Origin of the sequence: Streptomyces sp. NPDC087310 (assembly GCF_044744405.1) — a bacterium.
Lineage (GTDB): Bacteria > Actinomycetota > Actinomycetes > Streptomycetales > Streptomycetaceae > Streptomyces.
This window is the reverse complement of record NZ_JBIUYF010000005.1, coordinates 309115-331283: the sequence shown is the minus strand read 5'-3', so window position 1 is coordinate 331283 and position 22169 is coordinate 309115. Positions and strand designations below refer to the sequence as shown.

18 protein-coding genes are annotated in these 22169 nt (G+C 73.8%); 11 read left to right on the top strand and 7 right to left on the bottom strand.

Going from position 1 to position 22169, the window contains the following annotated elements:
* Positions 1 to 73: 73 nt before the first annotated feature.
* The 6 genes from ACIO3P_RS20710 (at position 74) to ACIO3P_RS20685 (ending at position 7094) form a co-directional block, all read left to right on the top strand.
* A complete protein-coding gene (locus ACIO3P_RS20710; protein WP_329822269.1) occupies positions 74 to 724 on the top strand; it encodes an NAD(P)H-binding protein in 651 nt (216 codons plus the stop codon).
* A gap of 435 nt (positions 725 to 1159) precedes the next feature.
* Positions 1160 to 2311, top strand: a complete 1152-nt coding sequence (locus tag ACIO3P_RS20705) for an IS701 family transposase (RefSeq protein WP_401788882.1) — start codon at positions 1160 to 1162, stop codon at positions 2309 to 2311.
* Between the two features lie 230 nt (positions 2312 to 2541).
* Positions 2542 to 3786, top strand: coding sequence for a 3-deoxy-7-phosphoheptulonate synthase (locus ACIO3P_RS20700; protein ID WP_401852863.1), 1245 nt, complete (start codon positions 2542 to 2544; stop codon positions 3784 to 3786).
* Positions 3783 to 4553: a 2,3-dihydro-2,3-dihydroxybenzoate dehydrogenase gene (locus ACIO3P_RS20695; protein WP_329822272.1), complete on the top strand. Its 771-nt coding sequence runs from the start codon at positions 3783 to 3785 to the stop codon at positions 4551 to 4553. The genes ACIO3P_RS20700 and ACIO3P_RS20695 overlap by 4 nt, the downstream gene beginning before the upstream one ends.
* 49 nt (positions 4554 to 4602) lie before the next feature.
* A complete protein-coding gene (locus tag ACIO3P_RS20690) occupies positions 4603 to 5226 on the top strand; it encodes an isochorismatase family protein (RefSeq protein WP_401852860.1) in 624 nt (207 codons plus the stop codon).
* Positions 5223 to 7094, top strand: a complete 1872-nt coding sequence (locus ACIO3P_RS20685) for an anthranilate synthase family protein (RefSeq protein ID WP_401852857.1) — start codon at positions 5223 to 5225, stop codon at positions 7092 to 7094. Before ACIO3P_RS20690 ends, ACIO3P_RS20685 begins: the two co-directional genes overlap by 4 nt.
* Positions 7095 to 7385: 291 nt before the next feature.
* Here ACIO3P_RS20685 and pcaB read toward each other — a convergent pair whose 3' ends face one another.
* From pcaB to ACIO3P_RS20655, 6 genes are all read right to left on the bottom strand, one after another.
* Positions 7386 to 8765 carry a 3-carboxy-cis,cis-muconate cycloisomerase gene (pcaB, locus tag ACIO3P_RS20680; RefSeq protein WP_401852855.1) on the bottom strand — a complete coding sequence of 460 codons (1380 nt, stop codon included), beginning with the start codon at positions 8763 to 8765 and terminating at the stop codon, positions 7386 to 7388.
* A complete protein-coding gene (locus ACIO3P_RS20675) occupies positions 8762 to 10729 on the bottom strand; it encodes an FAD/NAD(P)-binding protein (RefSeq protein WP_401852852.1) in 1968 nt (655 codons plus the stop codon). Before ACIO3P_RS20675 ends, pcaB begins: the two co-directional genes overlap by 4 nt.
* Positions 10726 to 11913 (bottom strand): FAD-dependent monooxygenase, encoded by a 1188-nt coding sequence (locus tag ACIO3P_RS20670; RefSeq protein WP_329822277.1) that lies wholly within the window; start codon positions 11911 to 11913, stop codon positions 10726 to 10728. The genes ACIO3P_RS20675 and ACIO3P_RS20670 overlap by 4 nt, the downstream gene beginning before the upstream one ends.
* 8 nt (positions 11914 to 11921) lie before the next feature.
* Complete coding sequence (locus ACIO3P_RS20665) at positions 11922 to 13493, bottom strand: class I adenylate-forming enzyme family protein (protein WP_401795330.1); 1572 nt, start codon at positions 13491 to 13493, stop codon at positions 11922 to 11924.
* Positions 13494 to 13563: 70 nt separating this feature from the next.
* Positions 13564 to 14121 carry an SRPBCC family protein gene (locus ACIO3P_RS20660; protein WP_329822279.1) on the bottom strand — a complete coding sequence of 186 codons (558 nt, stop codon included), beginning with the start codon at positions 14119 to 14121 and terminating at the stop codon, positions 13564 to 13566.
* A 247-nt stretch (positions 14122 to 14368) separates the two neighbouring features.
* Entirely contained in the window at positions 14369 to 15355 is a 987-nt protein-coding gene (locus ACIO3P_RS20655) for an NADPH:quinone reductase (protein WP_401852849.1), read from the bottom strand.
* Positions 15356 to 15460: 105 nt separating this feature from the next.
* Here ACIO3P_RS20655 and ACIO3P_RS20650 point away from each other — a divergent pair, with 105 nt between their 5' ends.
* The 3 genes from ACIO3P_RS20650 to ACIO3P_RS20640 all read left to right on the top strand — a co-directional run bounded on the left by ACIO3P_RS20650 (position 15461) and on the right by ACIO3P_RS20640 (position 19436).
* Positions 15461 to 15817, top strand: coding sequence for a metalloregulator ArsR/SmtB family transcription factor (locus ACIO3P_RS20650; protein WP_329822281.1), 357 nt, complete (start codon positions 15461 to 15463; stop codon positions 15815 to 15817).
* A gap of 206 nt (positions 15818 to 16023) precedes the next feature.
* The gene (locus tag ACIO3P_RS20645) at positions 16024 to 17307 is read left to right on the top strand and encodes an MFS transporter (protein WP_401852848.1); all 1284 of its coding nucleotides are present in this window, start codon (positions 16024 to 16026) and stop codon (positions 17305 to 17307) included.
* Positions 17308 to 17375: 68 nt separating this feature from the next.
* The gene (locus tag ACIO3P_RS20640) at positions 17376 to 19436 is read left to right on the top strand and encodes a heavy metal translocating P-type ATPase (RefSeq protein ID WP_401852846.1); all 2061 of its coding nucleotides are present in this window, start codon (positions 17376 to 17378) and stop codon (positions 19434 to 19436) included.
* 12 nt (positions 19437 to 19448) lie between these two features.
* Here the strand turns inward: ACIO3P_RS20640 and ACIO3P_RS20635 are convergent, their stop codons facing one another.
* Positions 19449 to 20486, bottom strand: coding sequence for an NlpC/P60 family protein (locus ACIO3P_RS20635; RefSeq protein WP_329822283.1), 1038 nt, complete (start codon positions 20484 to 20486; stop codon positions 19449 to 19451).
* Positions 20487 to 20703: 217 nt separating this feature from the next.
* Between ACIO3P_RS20635 and ACIO3P_RS20630 the strand changes: the two genes are divergently transcribed.
* Both ACIO3P_RS20630 and ACIO3P_RS20625 read left to right on the top strand, forming a co-directional pair.
* Positions 20704 to 21072: a BlaI/MecI/CopY family transcriptional regulator gene (locus ACIO3P_RS20630; RefSeq protein WP_329822284.1), complete on the top strand. Its 369-nt coding sequence runs from the start codon at positions 20704 to 20706 to the stop codon at positions 21070 to 21072.
* Positions 21069 to 22079 (top strand): M56 family metallopeptidase, encoded by a 1011-nt coding sequence (locus tag ACIO3P_RS20625; RefSeq protein WP_401852844.1) that lies wholly within the window; start codon positions 21069 to 21071, stop codon positions 22077 to 22079. The genes ACIO3P_RS20630 and ACIO3P_RS20625 overlap by 4 nt, the downstream gene beginning before the upstream one ends.
* The last annotated feature ends 90 nt before the right edge of the window (positions 22080 to 22169 follow it).

Sequence of the window (22169 nt, the reverse complement as noted above, 5' to 3'; positions counted from 1 at the left end):
GACAACGGCTCTCACCTGCGTTCCTCACCGCACGCAGGCCCGGCAGCTCAGCCCGCCCGCCAGGAAGGACCGCATGAAGCTGGTCGTGTTCGGCGCCAACAGCCCCACGGGTCGTCTGGTCACGGCCATGGCCATGACCGCGGGGCACACGGTCACCGCGATCACCCGGCGGCCGGCCGATTTCCCGTTCTGCGACCACCGGGTACAGGTCGCCGACGCGGACGTGATGGACGCCGACGCGGTGGACTGGGTCGTACGCGGCCATGACGCCGTCCTCTCGGTGGTCGGCGCGCCGCCCTCCGTGAAGCCCGTCACCGTCTGCTCCCAGACCGCGTACAACATCGTCAAGGCGATGATCAACAACGGGGTGCGGCACCTGCTCTGCGTCGGCTCCGCCGGTCTCGACGCCGCCGACCTGTCCCGCGCCGACCTCCTGCGTCAGCGGGCCACCCGCCCGGTGGTCCTCGCGTGCGGCCGCGCCGTGCAGGAGGACGTGCGGCGGATGGAGAACGTCGTCCGGGAGGCCGGGCTCGACTGGACCCTGTTCCGGACCGGGCGCCTCGTCGGCCGGAGCGACGTGTCGGACTACCGGATCGCCCCGCGGCCTGAGCCGCGTCTGCTCACCTCCCGGGTCGATCTCGCCCACGCCCTGGTCCACGAAGTCACGCACGGCGACCACCTGCGGCGGACCGTCTACGTCGCCACCGCGCGCCACGCCGCGTGAAAGGCGTGCCGTCCTCCGTGTCGTTCGGAATTTACGGCAGGCAAACATCAGGCAAAGCAGACCCTTTGGGGCGCTGCCCGTCTTCCGTGTGTTCCGGGTGAATCGGTGGCGTCCACTCGCCGTGTGACGGGTGCGTCTTCGCTCGTCAGTGGGGTAGGTGACAGATTTGTGTCCTGTGTGGTGGTGCAAAGATCGACTGGTGGATAAAGTGATGTCCGTTTGGGTGGGATAAATCACCCTGTGCACATGACAGTCGAGGAGTGGTCAAGCGTTCTACCAATCTTCCGCGGGGCATGAGTTCCGGCCCGGCGGGACATTAAATCGGGGGTCAACATGAATACAGCCAGGTTTCCGCTGGCCAGGATGGGAAATCAAAAAGAGAATTCTGATCGATTATTCGGTGAGAACGTTCCGCCGGATGAATTGCTGAGAGAAATGTCGACCTCGCTCTTCGCCTCCCTGCCGCGTGCCGATCAGCGCAAGAAGGGCGTCGAGTACGTCAGGGGCCTCCTGGAGGTGCCCGGACGCAAGTCGATCAGGAACATCGCGAGTCTGATCGGTGGCCGGGCGACGGACCAGAGCCTGCACCATTTCATCAGCGAGTCGACATGGGAGTGGGCGCCGGTGCGCCAGGCCCTGGCCCGCTATCTGGTGCCCCGCCTGCCGGTCGAGGCATGGGTGCTGCAGGACACGGTGATCCGCAAGGCGGGACAGCACTCGGTCGGGGTCGACCGCCGGTTCGTACCGGCCGAGGGGCGGGTGCTGAACGCACAGCAGGCGATCGGGGTCTGGGCGGCCTCCGGCTGCCGGAGCGGCCCGGTCGACTGGGGGCTCCATCTGCCCCCGACCTGGATCGACGACCGGTCGCTGCGCAGCCGGGCCTCCATTCCGGAGAGCACCGAGGCGGAGACCCTGTCCGACCGGGCCGTCAGGCTCTGCGTCGGCATGGTGTCCGAATGGGGGCTGCCGGTACGGCCGGTGGTGCTGGACGCCAGTTCACTGAACCTCGCCATGCTCTTCGACCGGCTGGGCCGCCGGGGCATCCCCCTGCTGGCACGGGTCGACCCGTCGGTCCCGCTGCTCGTCTCGGACCCGGCGCTGACCGGCCACCGCGGCGCGGCGAGCATGCCGGCCGGAGAGGTCGCCCGCGCGGCGAGCAGCACCAGACAGCCGGCCCGGTGGCGCGAGTTCGGTAGCTGCGGCGGGATGCGCTCGGGGCTGATCGCGACGGTGGCCGTCCGGCTTCCCCAGGGGCGGGCGGCACGGCTGCGGGCGGGCGGCGGCCGGCGGCTGGCCCTGGTCGGGCTGGCCGAGACCGGACAGGGGAACGAGCCCCAGTTGTGGCTCACCAACCTGACCTCCCTCAGGTCGACCTCGCTGCTCACCCTGTTCACCCTGCTGGAGCGGGTACGGGACGACTACCGCGACGTCGCGAAGAACGTGGGCATCGAGGACTACGTGGGGCGTTCGTTCGACGGATGGCACCGCCACATGACCCTCGCCTCGGCCGCCCACGCCATCGCCGTGCTGAGCTGCCCCGGCCAGGTGCGGAACGGGGAGCCGGGCAGCGCGGAACCCGGCACCTGACGAAGTGAGCCGCGGCGCGTTGTCGCCGTACGCCCCCCACCGCAGGATCGGACCGTAGGCCGATCGGCCGGCGCTCGGTCCGCGCCGGTGCGGCCGTGATCCGTCCGGCCGTGCGGTGGGGGGCGTCACGGGCTCCCCACCGGTGCGCACGGCATCCCGCGCGACCCGTGCCGCGCGGCGACCGCGGGACGTACCCGCGGACCGATCCATCCACAAGGGGAGAGGCGTCAGTGGACAACCCTGTGCTCGACATCGGATCGCTACCGGCCGGCCAGCAGCCCGGGTGGGACGACACGGAGGGCGTACGGCGGGTACGGCGGCAGCTCCTGGCCGCCCCCGGGCTCGTCGGCCCCGAGGACGTCCGCGCGCTGCGCTCGGCGCTGGCCGTCGTCGCCGCCGGGGAAGCCCATGTGGTGCAGGCGGGGGACTGCGCGGAGGACCCCGCCGAGTGCACCGCGCCCCATGTCGCCCGCAAGACGGGCCTCCTGGACGTCCTCGCCGGCACGCTGAAGGGGGTCACCCATCGGCCGGTGGTCCGGGTGGGGAGGATGGCCGGCCAGTTCGGCAAGCCCCGCTCGAAGCCCACCGAGTGGGTCGGCGACCTCGAACTCCCCGTCTACCGGGGCCATATGGTCAACGGCCCCGAACCCGATCCGCTGAGCAGACGCCCGGACCCCCGGCGCCTGCTGGCCTGCTACCACGCCTCCGGCACGGTGCTGCGCCATCTGGGCCGGCACCGCGGGCCGGGGGAACCGGGCATCGACCCACCGGTGTGGACCAGCCACGAGGCCCTCGTACTCGACTACGAAGTCCCCCTGGTGCGCGAGGACCCGGCCGGTGCGCCGGTCCTCACCAGCACGCACTGGCCGTGGATAGGGGACCGCACCCGCCAACTGGACGGCGCCCATGTCGCCCTGCTCGCCGCGGTGGCCAACCCGGTCGCCTGCAAGGTGGGCCCGGGTATGACCGCGCGGGAGTTGCTCGCCCTGTGCGAACGGCTCGACCCGGCACGCGAACCCGGCAGGCTCACCCTGATCGCCCGCATGGGGGCGCAGCTCGTCGCCCACCGGCTGCCGCCGCTCGTGGCGACGGTACGGGAGGCCGGGCATCCGGTGATCTGGCTCAGCGACCCGATGCACGCCAACACGGTCACCGCGCCGGACGGGCGCAAGACCCGCTACCTCGACTGGATCGTCCGGGAGGTACGGGACTTCAGGGCCGCGGTGCGCACGGCGCGGGGGACCGCCGGCGGACTGCATCTGGAGACCACCCCGGACGACGTGACCGAATGCGCCCCGAGCCCCCTGGCCGCCGATCAGCTCGGCGGCCGCTACACCAGCCTGTGCGACCCGAGGCTCCGCCCGGACCAGGCCGTCTCCGTGGTCGCGGCCTGGGGCGCGCGGACCGGTGAATCCGAGGACGGCGCCCGGCGGGACCGTCCCATCCGAACGCGTACGAAGGAGGACCGCACATGAACGGCAAGGTCGCCCTGGTCACGGGGGCAGCGCGGGGGATCGGCGCGGCGGTGGCCCGCGCGCTCGGCCACCAGGGGGCCGCCGTGGCCGCCGTGGACTGCGACGCGGACGGGCTCCGGTCCACCGTGGAGAAGCTGACCGCCGACGGTGTCACCGCCGAGGGGTTCCCGGCCGACATCACCGACCGTACCGAGGTCGGCAAGCTGGTCGACACGGTCGAACAGCGGCTGGGCCCGGTGGACTTCCTGGTCAACGCGGCCGGGGTGCTCCACCTGTCCGAGGCACGGCACCTGACCGACCAGGACTGGGACGCCACCTTCGCGGTGAACGCCACGGGGGTGTTCGTGATGTCACGCGAGGTCGTCAACCGGATGGTGCCGCGCGGGCGCGGCGCCCTCGTCACGGTGGCGTCGAACGCGGCCGGCACGGCCCGTACCCAGATGGCCGCGTACGCCGCCTCGAAGGCCGCCGCCACCATGTTCACCAAGTGCCTGGGCCTGGAAGTGGCCCGGCACGGCATCCGGTGCAACCTGGTCGCCCCCGGATCCACCGACACCCCGATGCTCAGCTCCATGTGGCACGACGCGAGCGGACGCCGGACCACGATCGCGGGCACGCCCGACGCGTACCGGGTCGGCATTCCGCTCGGCAAGCTGGCCCTGCCCTCGGACATCGCCGACGCCGTGGCCTTCCTCCTGTCCGACCAGGCGGGACACATCACCCTGCAGAGCCTCACCGTGGACGGCGGCGCCACCCTCGGGGTGTAGGCACGGCGCGATCGGACGAGGCCGCGACCGTACGAGGCGGAGAGAAGACATGAGCGGGATACCTCCCATCGAACCCTACGAACTGCCGCGCGCGGGGGAGTTGCCCGCCCGCGTCCCGTCGTGGACGGTCGACCCGCGGCGCGCGGTGCTGCTGGTCCACGACATGCAGCGCTACTTCCTCCGGGCGCTGCCCGAGCCCCTGAGAGGACAACTGCTGTCCCACGCGGCGCTGTTGCGCGCGCGCTGTGCCGAACAGGGCATCCCCGTCGCGTACACGGCACAGCCCGGCGCCATGGACGAGGCGGACCGCGGTCTGCTGAAGGACTTCTGGGGGCCGGGCATGCGCCGCTCCGCAGCGGACCGCGAGATCACCCCGGAGCTGGCACCGGCGTCCGGCGACTGGACGTTCACCAAGTGGCGGTACAGCGCCTTCTTCCGCTCCGGCCTGCTGGAGCGGATGCGGGAGCACGGCCGCGACCAGTTGATCATCTGCGGGGTGTACGCGCACGTGGGCGTGTTGATGACCGCGGTCGACGCGTTCACCCACGACATCGAGACGTTCCTGGTGGCCGACGCGGTCGCCGATTTCTCCGCCGCCGACCACGCAACGGCGCTCGACTACGCGGCGCGCTGTTGCGCCGTCGTCACCACGGTCAAGGAGGTCGTCGCGTGACATCCGATCTGCTCGGCAGGGTGCTGGCACCGCATCCGCCGCCCTTCGCGCTGCTCCACCGGCCCACGGCGACCGGCGGGCGGTTGGAGGTGCTCGTCGGTGAGGTGCGCGCCTATCCCACCCTCGGGTCGATCCCGCTGCCCGAGGCGCCCGCCGCCGACGGCCGGCCGCACCACGACGTCCTGGTCCTGGTGCCGTACCGGCAGATCACCGAGCGCGGCTACGCCGGTGTCGACGACGGCGCGCCGCTGCTCGCCCTGCGGGTGACCGACCAGCAGACGGTGCCCCTGGCCGAGGCCCTGCCCCGGCTCGTCCGTACGCCGATCCGGCTGGTGGACGGGCACTTCGCACCGGACGACGAGACATACGCGGCCACGGCACGGAAGGTGATCGCGAACGAGATCGGCACGGGCGAGGGCGCGAACTTCGTCATCAAACGCTCCTACCGGGCGCGGATCGGCGACTACACGCCGGCCGGGGCGCTGGCCTTCTTCCGCAATCTGCTGGAGACCGAGTCCGGCGCCTACTGGTCCTACGCGGTGCACACCGGCAGCCGTACCTTCGTCGGCGCCTCACCGGAGCGCCATGTGAGCCTCTCCGGCGGTACGGCCGTGATGAACCCCATCAGCGGCACCTACCGCTATCCGGCCTCCGGACCCGAACTCTCCCAGATGCTGGGGTTCCTCGCCGACCCCAAGGAGACCGACGAGCTGTACATGGTCCTCGACGAGGAACTGAAGATGATGGCGCGCGTCTGCGACGGCGGAGGCAGGGTGGTCGGCCCCTACCTGAGGGAGATGGCCCGGCTCGCGCACACCGAGTACCTCATCGAGGGGCGCAGCACCCGCGATCCGCGGGAGATCCTGCGGGAGACGCTGCTCGCGCCCACGGTCACGGGGAGCCCGCTGGAGAGCGCCTGCAGGGTGATCGCGCGGTACGAACCCGAGGGCCGCGGCTACTACAGCGGCGTCGCCGCCCTGATCGGCGGGGACGGACAGGGCGCCCGCTCGCTGGACTCCTGCATCCTCATCCGCACCGCCGACATCGACAGCGCCGGCCGGGTCGAGATCGGGGTCGGCGCCACCCTCGTACGCCACTCCGACCCGGCCGCCGAGGCCGCGGAGACACGGGCGAAGGCGGCCGGGCTGCTCGCGGCCCTGGAAGGCGGGCGGACGGCCCGCTTCGCCGACCATCCGCGGGTGCGGGCCGCGCTGGCCGAACGCAACACCTCCCTCGCCGAGTTCTGGCTCGACGGGCGGAACGCCCGCACCCCCGTGGTGCCGGCGCTGGCCGGGGCCCGGGTGCTGGTCATCGACGCGGAGGACACCTTCACCGCGATGCTCGACCTCCAACTGCGCGCGCTGGGGCTGTCGGTGACGGTGTGCCGCTACGACGGGGAGTACGCGCCGGGCGACCACGACGTCGTCGTGCTGGGACCCGGCCCCGGCGACCCCCGGGACACCGGGCACCCGAAGATCGCCCGGCTGGCGGCGGTCGTCGACACCCTGCTGGCCGGCTGCCGCCCGTTCCTCGCCGTCTGCCTCAGCCACCAGGTGCTCTGCGGCCGGCTGGGGTTCGAGCTGGCCCGCCGGGAGGTGCCCAACCAGGGGACGCGGCGGGAGATCGACCTCTTCGGGGCGCGCGAGACGGTCGGCTTCTACAACACGTTCTCCGCCCGGTCGTCCGAGGAGAAGGCCGAGTGCGAGGGCGTGGGCCTGGTGGAGCTGAGCCGGGACCGGGACACCGGCGAGGTGCACGCGCTGCGCGGACCGCACTTCGCGTCCGTGCAGTTCCACGCGGAGTCGGTGCTCACCCGGGACGGTGTGCGCATCCTCGCCGAACTGCTGACGGGCCTCGTCCGCGGCTGACCCCCGGGCCCCGGGCACGAGTGAGGGGGGGGGGGGGGGGGGGGGGGGCGGGGCCGCCCCCCCCCCCCCCGGCGGGGGGGGGGGGGGGGGGGGGGCGGGGCGCCCGGGGCGGGGGGCGGGGGCGGGGGGGGGGGGGGGGGGGCCCCGGGGGGGGGGGGCGCGCGCGGGGGCCCCCCCGGGCCCCGGGCCCGGGGGGGGGGGGGGGGGGGGGGGCCCCCGGCCCCCCCCCCACCCCCGCCTCGGTGTGTACGGCCTCGGGTACGGCCGTGACCGCGGCCGCGTGTACGGCCTTCAGGAAGAGGTGCGCAGCGCGCGGTCGACCAGCGGGCCGGCCGCCCCGGTGTAGCCGACGGGGTCGCACAGCGTCGCCAACTCGGCCGCGTCCAGGCCGAGTCCGGGTACGTCAGCCAGGACCTTGGCCAGGGTGCGCCCCGACTCCTCGGCCTCCCGTGACGCGTCGTCCAGCAGCTTCCTGGCGGCCTCGACGCCCCGGCGGGGCGCGAGCACGGAGACGATCCGCTCGGCGCTGGTCCGGGACCCGGTCAGCGCCAGGTTCTCCCGCATCCGCTCGGGCCGCACCCGCAGCCCCTCGGCGAGCTGTACGGCGGTGTGGGCGGCGCCCCCGGCCAGGCGCAGGCACTCGCGCAGCGGCTGCCACTCCGCGTGCCAGGCGCCGGCCGACCGCTCGTCCTCGGACACCAGACACTGCGTCAGGACCGAGGCGATCGGCGGGACCTGGATCGCCGCGCTGCGCACCAGGGTGGCCAGCACCGGATTGCGCTTGTGGGGCATGGCCGAGGACCTGCCCCGACCGGGCGCCGTGGGTTCGGCGACCTCGCCGACCTCCGTCCTGACCAGCGACTGCACATCGACGGCCAGCTTGCCCAGCGCCCCGGCGGTGAACGCCAGGGCCGAGGCGAGATCGGCCACCGGGGTGCGCAGCGCGTGCCAGGGCAGCGTCTGCGGGGCGAGCCCGGTCTCCTCGGCGAAGGCCGCGACCAGCCGGTCGGGGTACGCGGCTGCCGCGGCCCCGGTGAGGGGCGTGGCGGCGAGATAGCCGGCCAGGGTGCCCGCCGCTCCGCCGAGCGACACGGGCAGGGCCGCGTCCACCGCGTCGAGCCGCTGGGCGGCGTCCAGCACGAGCCGGCGCCAGCCCGCCGCTTTGAGACCGAAGGTCGTGGGCACGGCGTGCAGCGCCAGGGTGCGGCCCGCCATCGGGGTGTCCCGGTGTTCGGCCGCCAGGCGGGCCAGCGCGTCGGCGGTGGTGCGCAGATCCGCCCGGATCAGCCCCAGCGCGCGGCGCGCGACCAGCATGGCCCCCGTGTCGAAGACGTCCTGGCTGGTGGAGCCCTGGTGCACGTACTCGGCGGCCTCCGGGTCCCGTTCCCGTACCGACTCCCTGAGCGCCACCACCAGTCCCACCACGGGGTTGGCGGTCTCCCGGGCCGCGACGGCGAGCGCCCGCAGGTCGAGCCGGTCGGCGCGGGCCGCCCGGGTGATCGCCTCGGCCGCGGGGGAGGGGACCACACCGAGCCGGGCCTGGGCCCGGGCCAGCGCGGCCTCCGCGTCCAGCATCGCCTGGAGCCAGGCCGTGTCGCAGACGGCCGTCTCGACAGGGGTTCCCGCGCGGACGGGCGAGAGCAGTCCCGCGTCGATGAGAGTGGTGCTCATACGATCACCTCCGTGAAGCGGCCGGCCCCGGCCACGGCCGCACGCGTGGGCGCCTGCCGGGCAGGGGTGAGGGCGAGGACGGCACGGGCGATCGCGTCCGCGTCGCCCAGCGTCACCGAGTCCACCCCGGGACGGACCCCGGCGGCGGTGACCCAGTGCACCGACTCGGTCGGGACCCCGTAGGCGAACCGGCGGGGGTGGGGCCGGCCCTGCCCGTCGACGACCCGGCAGGGCCGCTCGGTGACGGCCAGGCCGCCCGTCTCGTGCCGGACGCCGCACTCCCCTTCGATGCGGTAGGGGCGGCACTGCTCGGTGAGGAGCAGATGCCGCAGCAGCGGGTCGGCGGTGTGCCGTACGTCGGGCGGGGGCAGGCGGGCCTCGATCAGATGCCGGGACCGTACGGGCGGGCCGGGCACCACGGCCGACCGGGCGACGAACGCGGGCCGTTCGGTGTCGACGTGGATCCGGGTGCCGGGGCCGGTGAGTTCGAGGATCCCCGCCTCGATCAGGGCGATCATCTCCTCGGTCCTGGAGACCGGGGGGCCGATGGAGAAGAACGCGTTGAGCGGGGTGTACCAGCCCTCCAGCTCGTCGAGGTGCGAGCCGCCGTCGAGGCCGCCGTGGTCGACCACCAGACGGATCTCGTTGCGCAGGTCGCGCAGGACGTCCAGCGCCGCCTTGAGCGGTCCGCTGACGTTGCCCGCCCGCGCCTCCCGCACGTCCCGCGCCAGGTAGGCGAGCAGCCAGCCGCGGAAGTCCTCCCGGTCCGCGAAGCTCCGCCCGTGGCAGGGTCGGGAGAGCCGTTCCCAGTCCCAGCGGTCGGCGGGCGGGATGCCGTGGTCGTCCAGCAGCGCGGCCCGCCGCCCCGGCGGGGCGGACAGGTAGCGGCGTACGAACTCCTCCGACGCGGCCCCCCGCGAGGCCAGCAGCGTCCCGTAGTAGACGCCTTCGACCTCCGCGGCGATCAGCGGCCACACGTCGGCCCGGAAGCGCACCCGCTCGCCCTGCCGGGACCGCTCGCGCAGCGCGGCGATCGTCCCGGGGGTGAGCAGACGCGGGGTGTACCTGCCGGAGGCGCCTTTCTCGTTCTCCCCGCGCGCGTGGTACGGCACGCCGCGGCGGGAACTGGCGCAGAGCCGCGGCTCGCGGCCGGAGGGCCGGTAGACCAGCCGGTCCCCGACGCGGTCGAAGACGCCGCCCCGCCCGACGGTGAACAGCGCCATGTGGTCGAAGAAGTTCAGCCCCAGGCCGCGCAGCAGCACCGTCTCGCCCGGCTCGACGCGGTCCGTGTCCACATCGGCGGGGTTGGCGGGCGGCAGGTAGGTGAGGTGGTGGATACGGGCGAGGCTGGCCGTCCGCTCCTGGTGCGGCGTCAGATGCGCGGGGATGTGCCCCTGGGCCAGGACCACGGAGTCCAGGCCGTGGATCCTGGTCCCGTCCTCCAGCCGGACGCCCTGCGGCCCGCCGGGGACCCCGTGGGTGTCGGCCATCGCGACGGCGCGCGAGCGGTGCACCGTGACGGTGACGTGCGCCGGGGCCCGCGCGACCACCTCGCGGAAACAGGCCCGCAGATAGTGTCCGTACAGGGCGCGGCTGGGATAGGAGTCCGGCCCCAGGGCCCTGGCCTCGGCCCGTACGGCCTCGTCGTACCCGCCCTGATCCGCGGAGCCCTCCAGGCCGGACGCCCATGCGTACAGGCTGGGGCCGGGTTCGACCGGTCCCTCGGTCCGCGTCCGGGCGTCGGTGAACACGGTGATCTGGGACGCCACGGTGTTGGTGAGCAGATGGCGGGACTGGTCGGTGCGCCAGACGGCTCCCGCGCCCGGCGCGGCCGGGTCGACGACGTGCACGGTGACGGACCGGTGGGCGGGCGCCGTACGCTCGTTGGCGCACAGCCGTTCCAGGAAGCACAGCCCGCGCGGCCCGGCGCCCACGAGGCACACCGTCAGACGGTCCCCGCTCATCGCCCGGCTCCGGCGGCGCCGAACGCGCGCGCTCCGTGCATCCAGGCCACATGGTCGTGCAGGTCCGTGCCGGACAGCTCCGACAGCATCTGGTTCCTCGCTTTCGCTTCGGCTCCGGCCGGGTGCCACAGCCGGGTGCTGGCCCGGGCTGCGTGGGTGATCCGGGCGGTACGGTCGTGTCGTTCCGCGTGGTACTTCTCGAACCGTTCGGGGATCGCGTCCGCGTCGTCGAGCAGGTCGCCCAGGACGACCGCGTCCTCCAGGGCCTGGCAGGCGCCCTGGGCGGCGTAGTGCAGCATCGGGTGGGCCGCGTCCCCGAGCAGCGCCACCCGTCCGTCGGTCCAGCGGTCCACGGGATCCCGGTCGACCAGCGTCCAGGACTTCCACTCCTCGCCCAGGGCCAGGAGCCGACGCGCCGTCCCGTCCAGACAGGCGAACGCGTCGCGCACCCGCTCCCGCTCCACGGGGACCGCGGCGAACGGTTCGGTGACCCCGGTCTCGACGCTGGGGGCGAGATTGAGGTACCGGCCGCCGGCGATCGCGTAGTGCACGAAGTGGCGGCCGGGCCCGGCCCACCAGGTCACGGCGTTCCACCGCAGCTCCTCGGGGACGCGCTCCATCGGGATGACCGTGCGGTACACGGTGATGCCCGAGACGCGCGGCGCGCCGTCGCCGACGAGCTGCCGCCGGATCGCCGAGTGGATGCCGTCGGCGCCGATCACCGCCTCCCCCGTGACCCGCCCCCCGCCGTCCAGGAGCACGGTCGCGGTACCGCCGTGCTGCCGGTAGCCGGTGGCCCGGCTGCCGGCGCGCAGTTCGATCGCCGGCGACCGGCGGCAGGCGTCCACGAGCAGCCCGTGGAGTTCGCCGCGGTGGACCACGACGTACGGATTGCCGAAGCGGCGCCGGTAGACACCGGTGAGCGGCAGGCTCGCCACATGCTCACCGGACACCCCGTCCATGAACCTCAGTTCGTCGATGTGCACGGCGCGGGCGCGCACCGCGTCGCCGAGACCGAGGCGGTCGAGGGCGTGGAGCCCGTTCGGCGCGAGCTGGATGCCCGCGCCGATCTCCGCGAACGCTCCGGCCCGCTCCAGCACCACGGCCCGGTGCCCGCGCCGGGCGACGGCGAGGGCCGCCGCCAGACCGCCGATACCGCCCCCGACGATGACCATCCTCGCCATGCCGCCCCCTACTTGTCCTGGCCGGCCGCGGTCAGCCGCCGCGCCAGTTCGAGTCGCTTGATCTTCGTGGTGGCGGTCTGCGGCAGGTCCGCCAGACGCCACTGCACCGGCTCCGCCATCGCGGGCAGCCCGGCCACCGCCCCGCGCCACGCCTCCCGGTCGAGGGGTGTGTCGTCCTTGGTGCACACCACGGGTACGGCGGTGCCGTCCGGGCCCGGGATGATGATCACTTCGGTGAGCGCGGCCACCTTCGCGAACAGGGCGTCCTCGACGGCGAGCGTGCTGCCGAAGCCGGGGATCAGATCGACCTCGCGGTCGAGCAGGTGCAGACACCCCCACCTGGTCCGGTAGCCGACATCGCCCATCCGCCACCAGCCGTCGCTGAGCTGCTGGGCGTAGCGCTCCGGCTCGCCCAGGTAGGTCGTGATCCGCCCGTCGCTCCGCACCTCGATGTAGCCCGGGTTGGACTCCGAGGGGGGCCGCCCGTCGCGGCTGACCACCCGGACGTCGGTCATGCCGGGGAAGGGCCGGCCCACACAGCGCCCGTCCGCCTCCGGGTCGCGCCGCCGCGTGTAGGCGCGTACCACCGTGGGGCCCACCTCGCTCTGCCCGTAGAGCTGCCCGAACAGCGGGGCCCTGCGGCGTGAGGCGCGGAGCAGCCGGTGCACCGTACGGGGATGGATGGCGTCGAACGTGCTGCTGAACAGCTTGACGTTGGCCAGGGGTTCGCGCGGGTCGTCCGCCAGGCTCTCCCAGCGCATGAACGTGTTGGGGTGGGCCTCAAGGATTCCCGGCCGGATCCCGGCGAAGAGGCCGGCCACCCGCTCCGGGTCCGCGTCGGACAGGACGACGATCGGGAAGCCCTTCAGCAGGGAGATGGCCAGGGCGGTGAACAGCCGCGAGTGGACGAACGAGACGTGCATCGCGATGGTCTCGCGCTGCCGGACGACCGGTTCGACGGCCAGCCGCTGCGGGCGGTAGCGGGCCTGAAGGGTCCGTCCCGTGTGGACGGCCAGCTTGGGGACGCCCGTGGTGCCCGACGTGTGGGTGATCAGCGTCGGGTGGTCGGCGGGCATGGTCACCGGGGCGACCCGCCGGACGGCGGTGAAGTCCCCCAGCGCCACGGCCCGGTCATGGTGACCGGAGGTGAGCAGCACGCTCGCGGCCAGGTCGAAGACCGTCCCGGGCAGCGAACCCTCCAGCGTGGCCTGGTCGGTGACGAGATGGGGCCGGTCGGCGCGGCGCATCAGCACGGCCACCGTGTCGCCGTCGAGCTGTGGCGAGAGCAGGACGGGCACCGCGCCGATACGGCTGATCGCACAGGCGAGCAGCGTGATGTCGAAGCTGTCGGACGTGTGGACCACGACGTGTTCGCCGGGCCGGACCCTCGCCGCCCAGAGCCGCGAGGCGTGTTCGGCCACCAGCTCCGCCAGCTCCGCGACGGTGGCCCGGCGGCCGAGGTCCGGGGCGAGGGCCAGATCGTGGTCGAGGATCAGCACGTTCGCCGGATGCCGGGACGCGGCGCGCTCGAAGAGCGTCCCCAGCCGGATTCCACGGTTCCCAATGCGCTGCAGCAGCATCTGGCCGCCTTCCCTTCGGTTGCTGCGGAGAGTCGGAGAGTCGGGGGGGTTCGGTTCGGGCGGTGCCGGGTCAGCCCTTCTCGACGACCTGCTTGATCCGCTGGACGGTGGCCGTGATGTCCGCCGTGAGCTTGGCCGTCCAGTCGGCGAAGAACCTCTGCTTCCGCGCCGGGTCCATGCCGGCGGTGATCCCGCGGATGCCTTCGGTGTGCCGGCCCATCCAGAAGCGGTGCACCAGGACACAGCCGTGGTCCGTGGCACGCGTCTCGAACGACCAGACGCTCTCCTGCCGCTGTCCGGCGCGGTCCCGGATCGCCCAGCGGAAGACGGAGCCCGGCTCCGCCTCGACCACCTCGGACTCGGTGGTCCACCCGCCGCGTACGACGGGGGCCCAGGCGACCACGTCCTCGGGCCGGTGGTTCTCGCCGCGGAAGACCGCGCCCACGGTCGCGGGGGTACCGGAGATCCACCGGCCGCCGGTGCACTCGACGCTCCACTCGCCGCTGCGCGGCAGGTCGCTGACCGTGGCGTACACCGCGTCCGGGGACGCGTCGACGTGTGTCTCGGCGCTGACCTGGAAGGCCGGGGCGCTCTTCGGCGGGGTGCTCTCGAATGCTGAATCCGTCATGGCTGGAAGCGTCGCCAGTGGCGTGCGACCCGGTCAACGGACGCCGCCCGGATCCGTCAGGTCGGCTCCGCCGGACCGGGCCCCGCGCCGGGCCGTCCGCCGTGCCCTGTCGGCCGGTTCAGGCGTCGGGTCAGGCGCCGTTCAGGCGTCGAGTCAGGCGCCGTTCAGACGTAGGGGCAGGCGTAGGGGCAGGCGTCGGTTCAGGCGCCGTTCAGACGTCGGATCAGACGTCTGGTCAGGCGTCGGTTCAGGCGTCGAGGTCCGGGCGCAGGACCACCCGCCTGCCGTGCAGGTGTCCGCCCTCCAGCCGGGCGTGGACCTCGGCCGCGGCGCTCAGCGGTGCCTCCTCGACCGCCCGGGACCGCAGCCGCCCCCGTGCCAGGAGCCGGTTCAACGTACGGGCGGCTTCGGCGAGTTCGGCGGACGTGGCGCGCGAGATCACGAACCCGGTGACGGAGCCGTCCTTGAGGTACAGCGGGCCCACGGGGAGTACGGGGCGGGACCGGAGGCCGGCCAGTACCACCACCCGGCCGCGGAAGGCGAGGAGGTCGACCGCGGTGTCCAGATCGTTCCAGCCCGCCGCGTCGACGATCAGGTCGAACCCGTGGGGCGCGAAGTCCCGGCAGCGCCGGGCGAGTCCGGGATCGCGGTAGTCGGCGAAACCCGCCGCCCCGAGGCCGCGGCAGTGCTCCTCGTCGCCGGAGCGGGCCGTGGCCATCACCCGTGCGCCGGCCTCGGCGGCGAGGACGACCGCCGCGCTGCCCACGTTCCCGCCGGCCCCGACGACGAGTACGGTCTCCCCGGTGCGCAGGGCGCCACGGGTGAACAGCGCGAGATACGCCGTGGCCGCCGGGTGCAGCACGGCCGCCGCGTCCGTGGGGGAGACCCGGTCCGGCAGGTGGTAGAGCCGGTCGACCGGCACCACCACGCGCTCCGCCGCGGCCCCCTGCCGTCCGCCGTGGCCGAGGCTGTTGCACCACACCCTGTCGCCCACGGCGAAGCCGGCCACCCCCGCGCCGGTGGCGGAGACCGTGCCGACCACATCACGGCCGACGACGAACGGAAAGGTCACCGGCGTCCGCCAGGCGCCGGAGCGTATGAACGTGTCCACCGGGTTGACCGTGGTGGCGAGGACATCGACCAGCACGTCCGTCGGACCGCCCACGGGTGGGGGGAGTTCACCGAACCGAATGGCGTCCGCGGGCCCGAACGCCTCTGTGTACGCAGCCTTCATGGGCGCATGGTGGCACGGGGCCGGCGCCGTGCACGGTGCGCGCCGGGGCACTTTGTCAGAGGCGTACGGACTCACCGGCCCCTCTCTCCCCCCTACGATGAGCGCATGGCATCAAGCCCGCGTGCCGCAGGTGCACACCCTGTGCAGGAACCGGAGGCCGGTGACCGGCTGGAGGTCGCCGCCTCGGTGCTGGCGCTGCTCGCGGACCGTACGCGTCTGGCCCTGCTGGAGCGGCTGGGGCAGGGGGACGCCGATGTCACCACCCTCACGTCGGCGTGCGGCGCCGCCCGGCCCTCGGTCAGCCAGCATCTGGCCAAGCTCCGTCTCGCCGGGCTGGTGACCGCCCGCAAGGACGGCCGGCGCGTGGTCTACTCCCTGCGCCACGGCCATCTGCGCCGCCTGGTCGACGAGGCGCTGAACGTCGCCGACCACCAGATCGGCGCGCTGCCCGCGCACGACTGAGGCCGCACTCTCGACTGAGGCCGCACTCTCGACTGAGGCTGCACCCTCGACCTCGGCTGAGGCCGCACCCTCCCGCCCACCGGATTCCCGGGCCCTTTTTCCTGGGCGCTTTGCCGGGCCCTTTTTCTTGCTCAACATGTGCTCAGGTGCGCACATGTTGAATATGATGGCGGAGGTCTCACACCGCCGACCCGGGACGGGGATCCATGCTGTCCGTGCTGCGCAACCGCACCTACCGCCACCTGTTCACCGCCCAGGTCGTCGCCCTCGTCGGCACCGGGCTGGCCACCGTGGCGCTCGGCCTGCTCGCGTACGACCGGGCGGGCGACCGGGCCTCGGCCGTTCTGGGCACGGCGCTGGCGATCAAGATGGTCGCCTATGTCGCCGTCGCCCCGCTCGCCGGAGCCGTCGCCGCCCGCGTGCCCCGCCGCTCCCTGATGGTGGCCGCGGACCTCACGCGCGCCGGTGTCGCGCTCGTGTTGCCCTTCGTCGGCCAGATCTGGCAGATCTACGTCCTGGTCTTCCTGCTCCAGGCGGCGTCCGCCGTGTTCACGCCGGTCTTTCAGGCCACCATCCCCGAGGTGCTGCCCGCCGAGCGCGACTACACGCGGGCCCTGTCGCTGTCCCGGCTCGCCTACGACCTGGAGAGCCTGTTCAGCCCCGCCCTCGCCGCCGGGCTGCTGACCCTGGTCTCCTCCGACCGGCTGTTCGCCGGTACGGCACTCGGCTTCCTCGCCTCGGCCGCACTCGTCGTCTCCGTGGTCCTGCCGGGACCGGCCGCCCCGGCCGACCCGGAACGGCCGGGTGCCGTCCGTGCCGAAGTCGCCCTCGGTGCCCGGTTGTTCTGGGCCGCCCCGCGGCTCCGGGCGCTGCTCGCCCTCGACCTCGCGGTCGCCGCGGGCGGCGCCCTCGTCCTCGTCCACAGCGTCGTTCTCGTACGCGACCACTTCCACCGCCCGGCGGGCGATCTCTCCCTCGCCCTCGGCGCCTACGGCGCGGGCTCCGTGCTCACCGCCCTGCTCCTGCCCCGGCTGCTGCGGCGGTTCCGCGACCGTGCCGTGATGCTGCCCGCCGCCTTCGCCCTGCCGGTGATCCTCGCCGCCGTCGCCGCGCTCGGCGCCGTCGCGCCCGGCGCCGGGGCCTGGTTCGGGTTTCTCGCCGCCTGGGCCGCGATCGGCGCGGCCTGCTCCGCCGTCCTCACGCCCGGCGGGCGCGTGATCCGGCGCTGCGTCGGCGACGCGGAGCTGCCCGCCGCCTTCGCGGCGCAGTTCTCCCTCTCGCACGCCTGCTGGCTGCTCACCTACCCCCTCGCGGGCCGGCTCGCCACGGGCGCGGGGCTGCCGGTCGCCGCCCTGGTCCTCGGCGCCCTCGCGCTCGCCGCGGCGGTCGTCGCCACCGTCGTCTGGCCCGCGCGTGAGCCCGTACGGACCGAACGGGTCCAGGCCGACCGGGACCGGCGTCCTCGGGCGTCTCTTTCCCGTTATAAATGAAGAGGTGTTCATTCTTTCCTGTACGGTGAGCGGGTCGTTCCGTGCCGCCGTCCGCCGAAGGAACCCGCATGTCTTCCGCCCTCACCGAGCGCCCCGCCCCCGACGCGGCCGAGCCCGGCCGGAGTGCCGCCGCGCCCCGTCGCCGTACACGCGTCCTCGCGCTGCCCGAGGCCCGCTGGGCGGCCACGGCGCTGGCGCTCTTCCTGGTCGCCCTCCCGGCGCAACTGGCCGGCGCCCCCGCCTGGAGCTGGGGACCGCTGTACGCGGCGGCCTACCTGACCGGCGGCTGGGAACCGGCCCGCGCGGGGCTGCTGGCGCTGAAGGAGAAGACCCTCGACGTCGACCTGCTCATGATCGTCGCCGCGATCGGCGCCGCGGCCATCGGACAGGTGATGGACGGGGCCCTGCTGATCGTCATCTTCGCCACCTCCGGCGCGCTGGAGGCCCTGGCCACCGCGCGTACCGCCGACTCCGTACGCGGACTGCTCGACCTCGCCCCCGCCACCGCGACCCTGCTGGACGCCGGAGGCGAGGAGCGGACCGTCGCCACCGGGGACCTCGTCGTCGGCGACACCCTCCTCATCCGCCCCGGCGAGCGCGTCGGGGCCGACGGCCGGGTGACCGGCGGGGCGAGCGAGGTCGACCAGGCCACCATCACCGGTGAGCCCCTGCCCGTACCGAAGGCGACCGGGGACGAGGTCTTCGCCGGGACCCTCAACGGGACCGGCTCCCTGCGCGTCACGGTCGAACGGGACGCGTCCGACTCCGTGATCGCCCGGATCGTGGCGATGGTCGAGGAGGCGTCCGCGACCAAGGCCCCGACCCAGCTCTTCATCGAGAAGGTCGAGCAGCGCTACGCGGTCGGCATCGTCGTCGCCACCCTCGCCGTCTTCGCGGTCCCGCTGGGCTTCGGCGCGAACCTGACCGACGCCCTGCTCCGGGCGATGACCTTCATGATCGTCGCCTCGCCGTGCGCCGTGGTGCTCGCGACCATGCCGCCGCTGCTCTCCGCCATCGCCAACGCCGGACGCCACGGGGTCCTGGTCAAGTCAGCCGTCGTCATGGAACGCCTCGGCCAGATCGACACGGTGGCCCTGGACAAGACCGGCACCCTCACCGAAGGCACCCTCCGGGTCACCGACCTCCTCCCGCTGCCCGGCACCGGACTCTCCGCGGACGCGCTGCTGGGCCTGGCGGCCGCGGCCGAGCGCCCCAGCGAGCACCCGCTGGCCCGCGCGGTCGTCGGCGCCGCCCGCGCACGCGGCCTGGCGCTCGCGGAGGTACGGGACTTCACCTCAGCGCCCGGCGTCGGGGTGACCGCCGTCGTCGACGGCCGTACGGTCACGGTCGGCGCCCCGTCCCGGCTCCTGGGCGGGAACACCGGCGCGGACGCGGAACCCGGCACGGCCGCGGGATCCGGCGCGGACGCGGGATCCGGCCCGGTCGTCGTCGCTGCCGCCGTCGACGCCACTGCCGCCGCTGCCATCGCGGAGCTGGAGGACGGTGGCCGTACCGCGGTCCTCGTCCGGTGCGACGGCGTTCCCGTCGGCGTGCTGGGCATCGCGGACCGGCTGCGCCCCGACGCCGCCGCCACCGTCGCCGCCCTCACCACCCTGACCGGCACCGCGCCGACGCTGCTGACCGGCGACAACCCGCGCGCCGCCGCCCGCCTCGCCGCCGAGGCGGGCATCACCGACGTACGCGCCGGACTGCTGCCCGAGGACAAGGTCGCCGCCGTACGGGAGCGGGAGGCGGCCGGACACCGGGTCCTCGTGGTGGGCGACGGTGTCAACGACGCCCCCGCGCTGGCCGCCGCGCACGCCGGTGTCGCCATGGGCCGGGCCGGCTCCGACCTCGCGCTGGAGACCGCCGACGCCGTCGTCGTCCGCGACGAACTCGCGACCGTCCCCGCCGTCGTCGCCCTCTCCCGCGCGGCCCGCCGCCTCGTGATCCAGAACCTGGTCATCGCGGGCGTGTTCATCACCGGCCTGGTCGTCTGGGACCTGGCCGGCCATCTGCCGCTGCCCCTCGGCGTCCTCGGGCACGAGGGCTCCACCGTCATCGTCGGCCTCAACGGCCTGCGCCTGCTGCGCGACGCCGCCTGGCGCCGGGCGGCGAACGGTGCGTGAGATGACGGTGCGTCAGATGCGTACGCCCCACATGAAGGGCATACCGCTGCGCGCGATCGACTCGTAACGGACCTGCGCCCCGGGCTTGGGCGAGTGCAGGATCTGGCCGTTGCCCGCGTAGAAGCCGACATGGCTCAGGTCGGTGCGCATGATGATGAGATCGCCGGGCCTGAGGTCGCCGAGGGAGTTGATACGGGTCCCGGCGTCCGCCTGGGCCTGTGAGGTGCGGGGGATCGAGACACCGGCCTGCTTGAAGGCCCAGGAGGTCAGACCGGAACAGTCGAAGGAGCCGGGCCCGGTGGCGCCCCACACGTACGGCATGCCGACCCGGCTCTTGGCGGCGGCGAACGCCGCGGCGCCCCGCGACGACGCGCTGGCCTCGTTGCCCAGGTCCACGCGGGCGCTGTCACGGTTGGCGCGGTCCTCCTGCTCGGTGATCTTGGCCCGCTCCTTGGCGCTGAGCGTGTTGAGGAGCTTCTGCGCCGTGGCCAGCTTGCCCTGGATCTCCTTCTTCTTACGGCCCAACTCGGCCCGTGTGTCACTGAGTTCCGTCAACTTCGTGGCGGCCTGCGCACGCTGCTGCCGTACCTCGCGCTGCTGCGTCTGGAACTGCTGGAGATCGCTCACGTCACGGGCGCCGAGCTGGTCCATGAGGGTCGCCTGGTCCAGATAGGCGTCCGGGTCGGAGGAGAGCAGGAGCTGCATGGACGGGGCGAGGCCGCCGCTGCGGTACTGGTCGGCGGCCATCGTGCCGATACGGTCGCGCAGTTCGTTGAGGTCCGCCTGCTTGCGGGCGGCGGCGTCCTGGAGGGCGTCGACCTCCTTCTGCAGGGTGCCGGCCTTCTCCTTCGCGCCGCTGTACTTCTCGGTCGCCTGCGTGGCCTCCTCGTAGAGGCGGTCGACCTGCGCCTTGACGCCCTTCTTGGTCGGATCCGGAAGGGGGTCGGCCGAGGCGGACTGCGCCGAGAGGGCGACCGCGGCCGTGGCGGTGGCCGTGAGCATCGTTCCGTAGGCATTGCGCTGCGGCTTGGGACGGCGGTGGGACGCCACGATGGAGCAGCTCCTTCTGTCTGACGTTCGAATACTAAGTAGATTAGCTCTCCCGTTCCAAGGATGGGTGCTCCAGCCGCAGATGATGCCCTTCACCTCTCCTGCCACGCCGCCGTAGGAGGTGCCTGATCTGCTGTACTGCTAAGTCGATTGGCTCTTCTCGTTCCGGATCGGCCCGGAAGCTACGATGAGCGGTCCGGGAGTGAGGGGAGCGGTTGTGCGACAGCTTGGCGAGCTGGAGGCGGAGATCATGCACCGCCTCTGGGCCTGGGGCAGGCCGGCCACCGCGCGCGACGTGCTGACCGACCTCAACAAGAAGCGCCCCCTCGCCTACAGCACGGTCAAGACCGTGGCCGACATCCTCTACCGCAAGGGCATGCTCCGGCGTGAGAAGGAGGGCCGTGCCTGGGTGTACGAACCCACCGGCACCCGCCAGCAGTACACGGCGGCCCTGATGCAGGACGCCCTCGGCGGCAACCCGGACCCCGCCGGCGCCCTGGTCAGCTTCGTGGAGCAGATCACCCCGGAGGAGGCCGACGCGCTGCGGGCCGCCCTGCGGACGGCGAAGCGGCGGAGCGGGGCGTGATCGCGGCCCTGGCGCTGACCGGGTACGCGGTTCTGGTGGGCGCCGTGGTGCCGTACGGGCTGGCGCGGGCGCGCTGGGCACACCGCGCCCCGGCGGTGGCGGTGCTGGCCTGGCAGGGGCTGATGGTGACCTTCGTGGTCTCCGTCGCGCTGGCCGCGTACCACCTGGTGCTGACCGAGGAACATGTGCACCGGGGCCTCGTCGGGCTGCTCAGCATCTGCGGCGTGGCGGCGGAGGCCCCGGCCGGTGCCGATGGTGCTGCTGGTCTCGGTGGTGCCGGTGGTGCCGGTGGTCCCGGCGGTCCTGGTGGTCCCGGTGGCGCCTCCGCCGCGTCCTCCGCCGGTGGTACGACGCCCCCGGACGGCGGAGACGTCGCCCTGCTGGCCCCGGTGGCGGTCGCGCTCCTTCCGCTGGGCTGGCTGCTGCGCACGGTGTGGCGCTCGCGCCGGGCCCGGCAGCGCCGGCTCGACCTGCTCGCCCTCGTCGGCGTACCGGCCCCCGAGTACGGCGCCACCGTCGTGGAGCACGACGTACCGGCCGTCTACTGCCTGCCGGGGCGGCGCCGCCGCGTGGTCGTCTCGCGCGGCGCGCTGGACGTCCTCTCCGACGAGCAGCTCCGCGCGGTCCTCGCCCACGAGCACGCGCATCTCGCGGGCCGCCACCATCTGCCGCGCATGGCGGCCGAGGCGTTCGCCCGGGCCTTCCCCGGCCTGCCGCTCGCCCGGCACGCCACGGCGCAGACCGCGCTGCTGCTGGAGATGGCCGCGGACGACCGGGCGCTGCGCCGCCACCCCCGGGAGACGCTGGCCGCCGCGATGTGCGAGGTCGCCGCGGGCCGGGCGCCACGGGGCGCGCTGGGCGCGGGCGGCCCCGGCACACTGATCCGGGTGCGCCGGGTCCTCGCGCCGCAGCCGAGGCCGCACCGCGCGACCTGGCTCGCGATCGTGGCGGCGTCGGTCGCGGCGCCCGTCCTCCCGCTCCTGCTCACCTGCGGGCCGACCCTCTGATCCGTGCCCGTACGGGTACGGGTAAGGGTTCGCGTGCCCGTACGGTGCCGGACCTACCTGCGGGCAAACCCTGACGAACCAGGACGATCC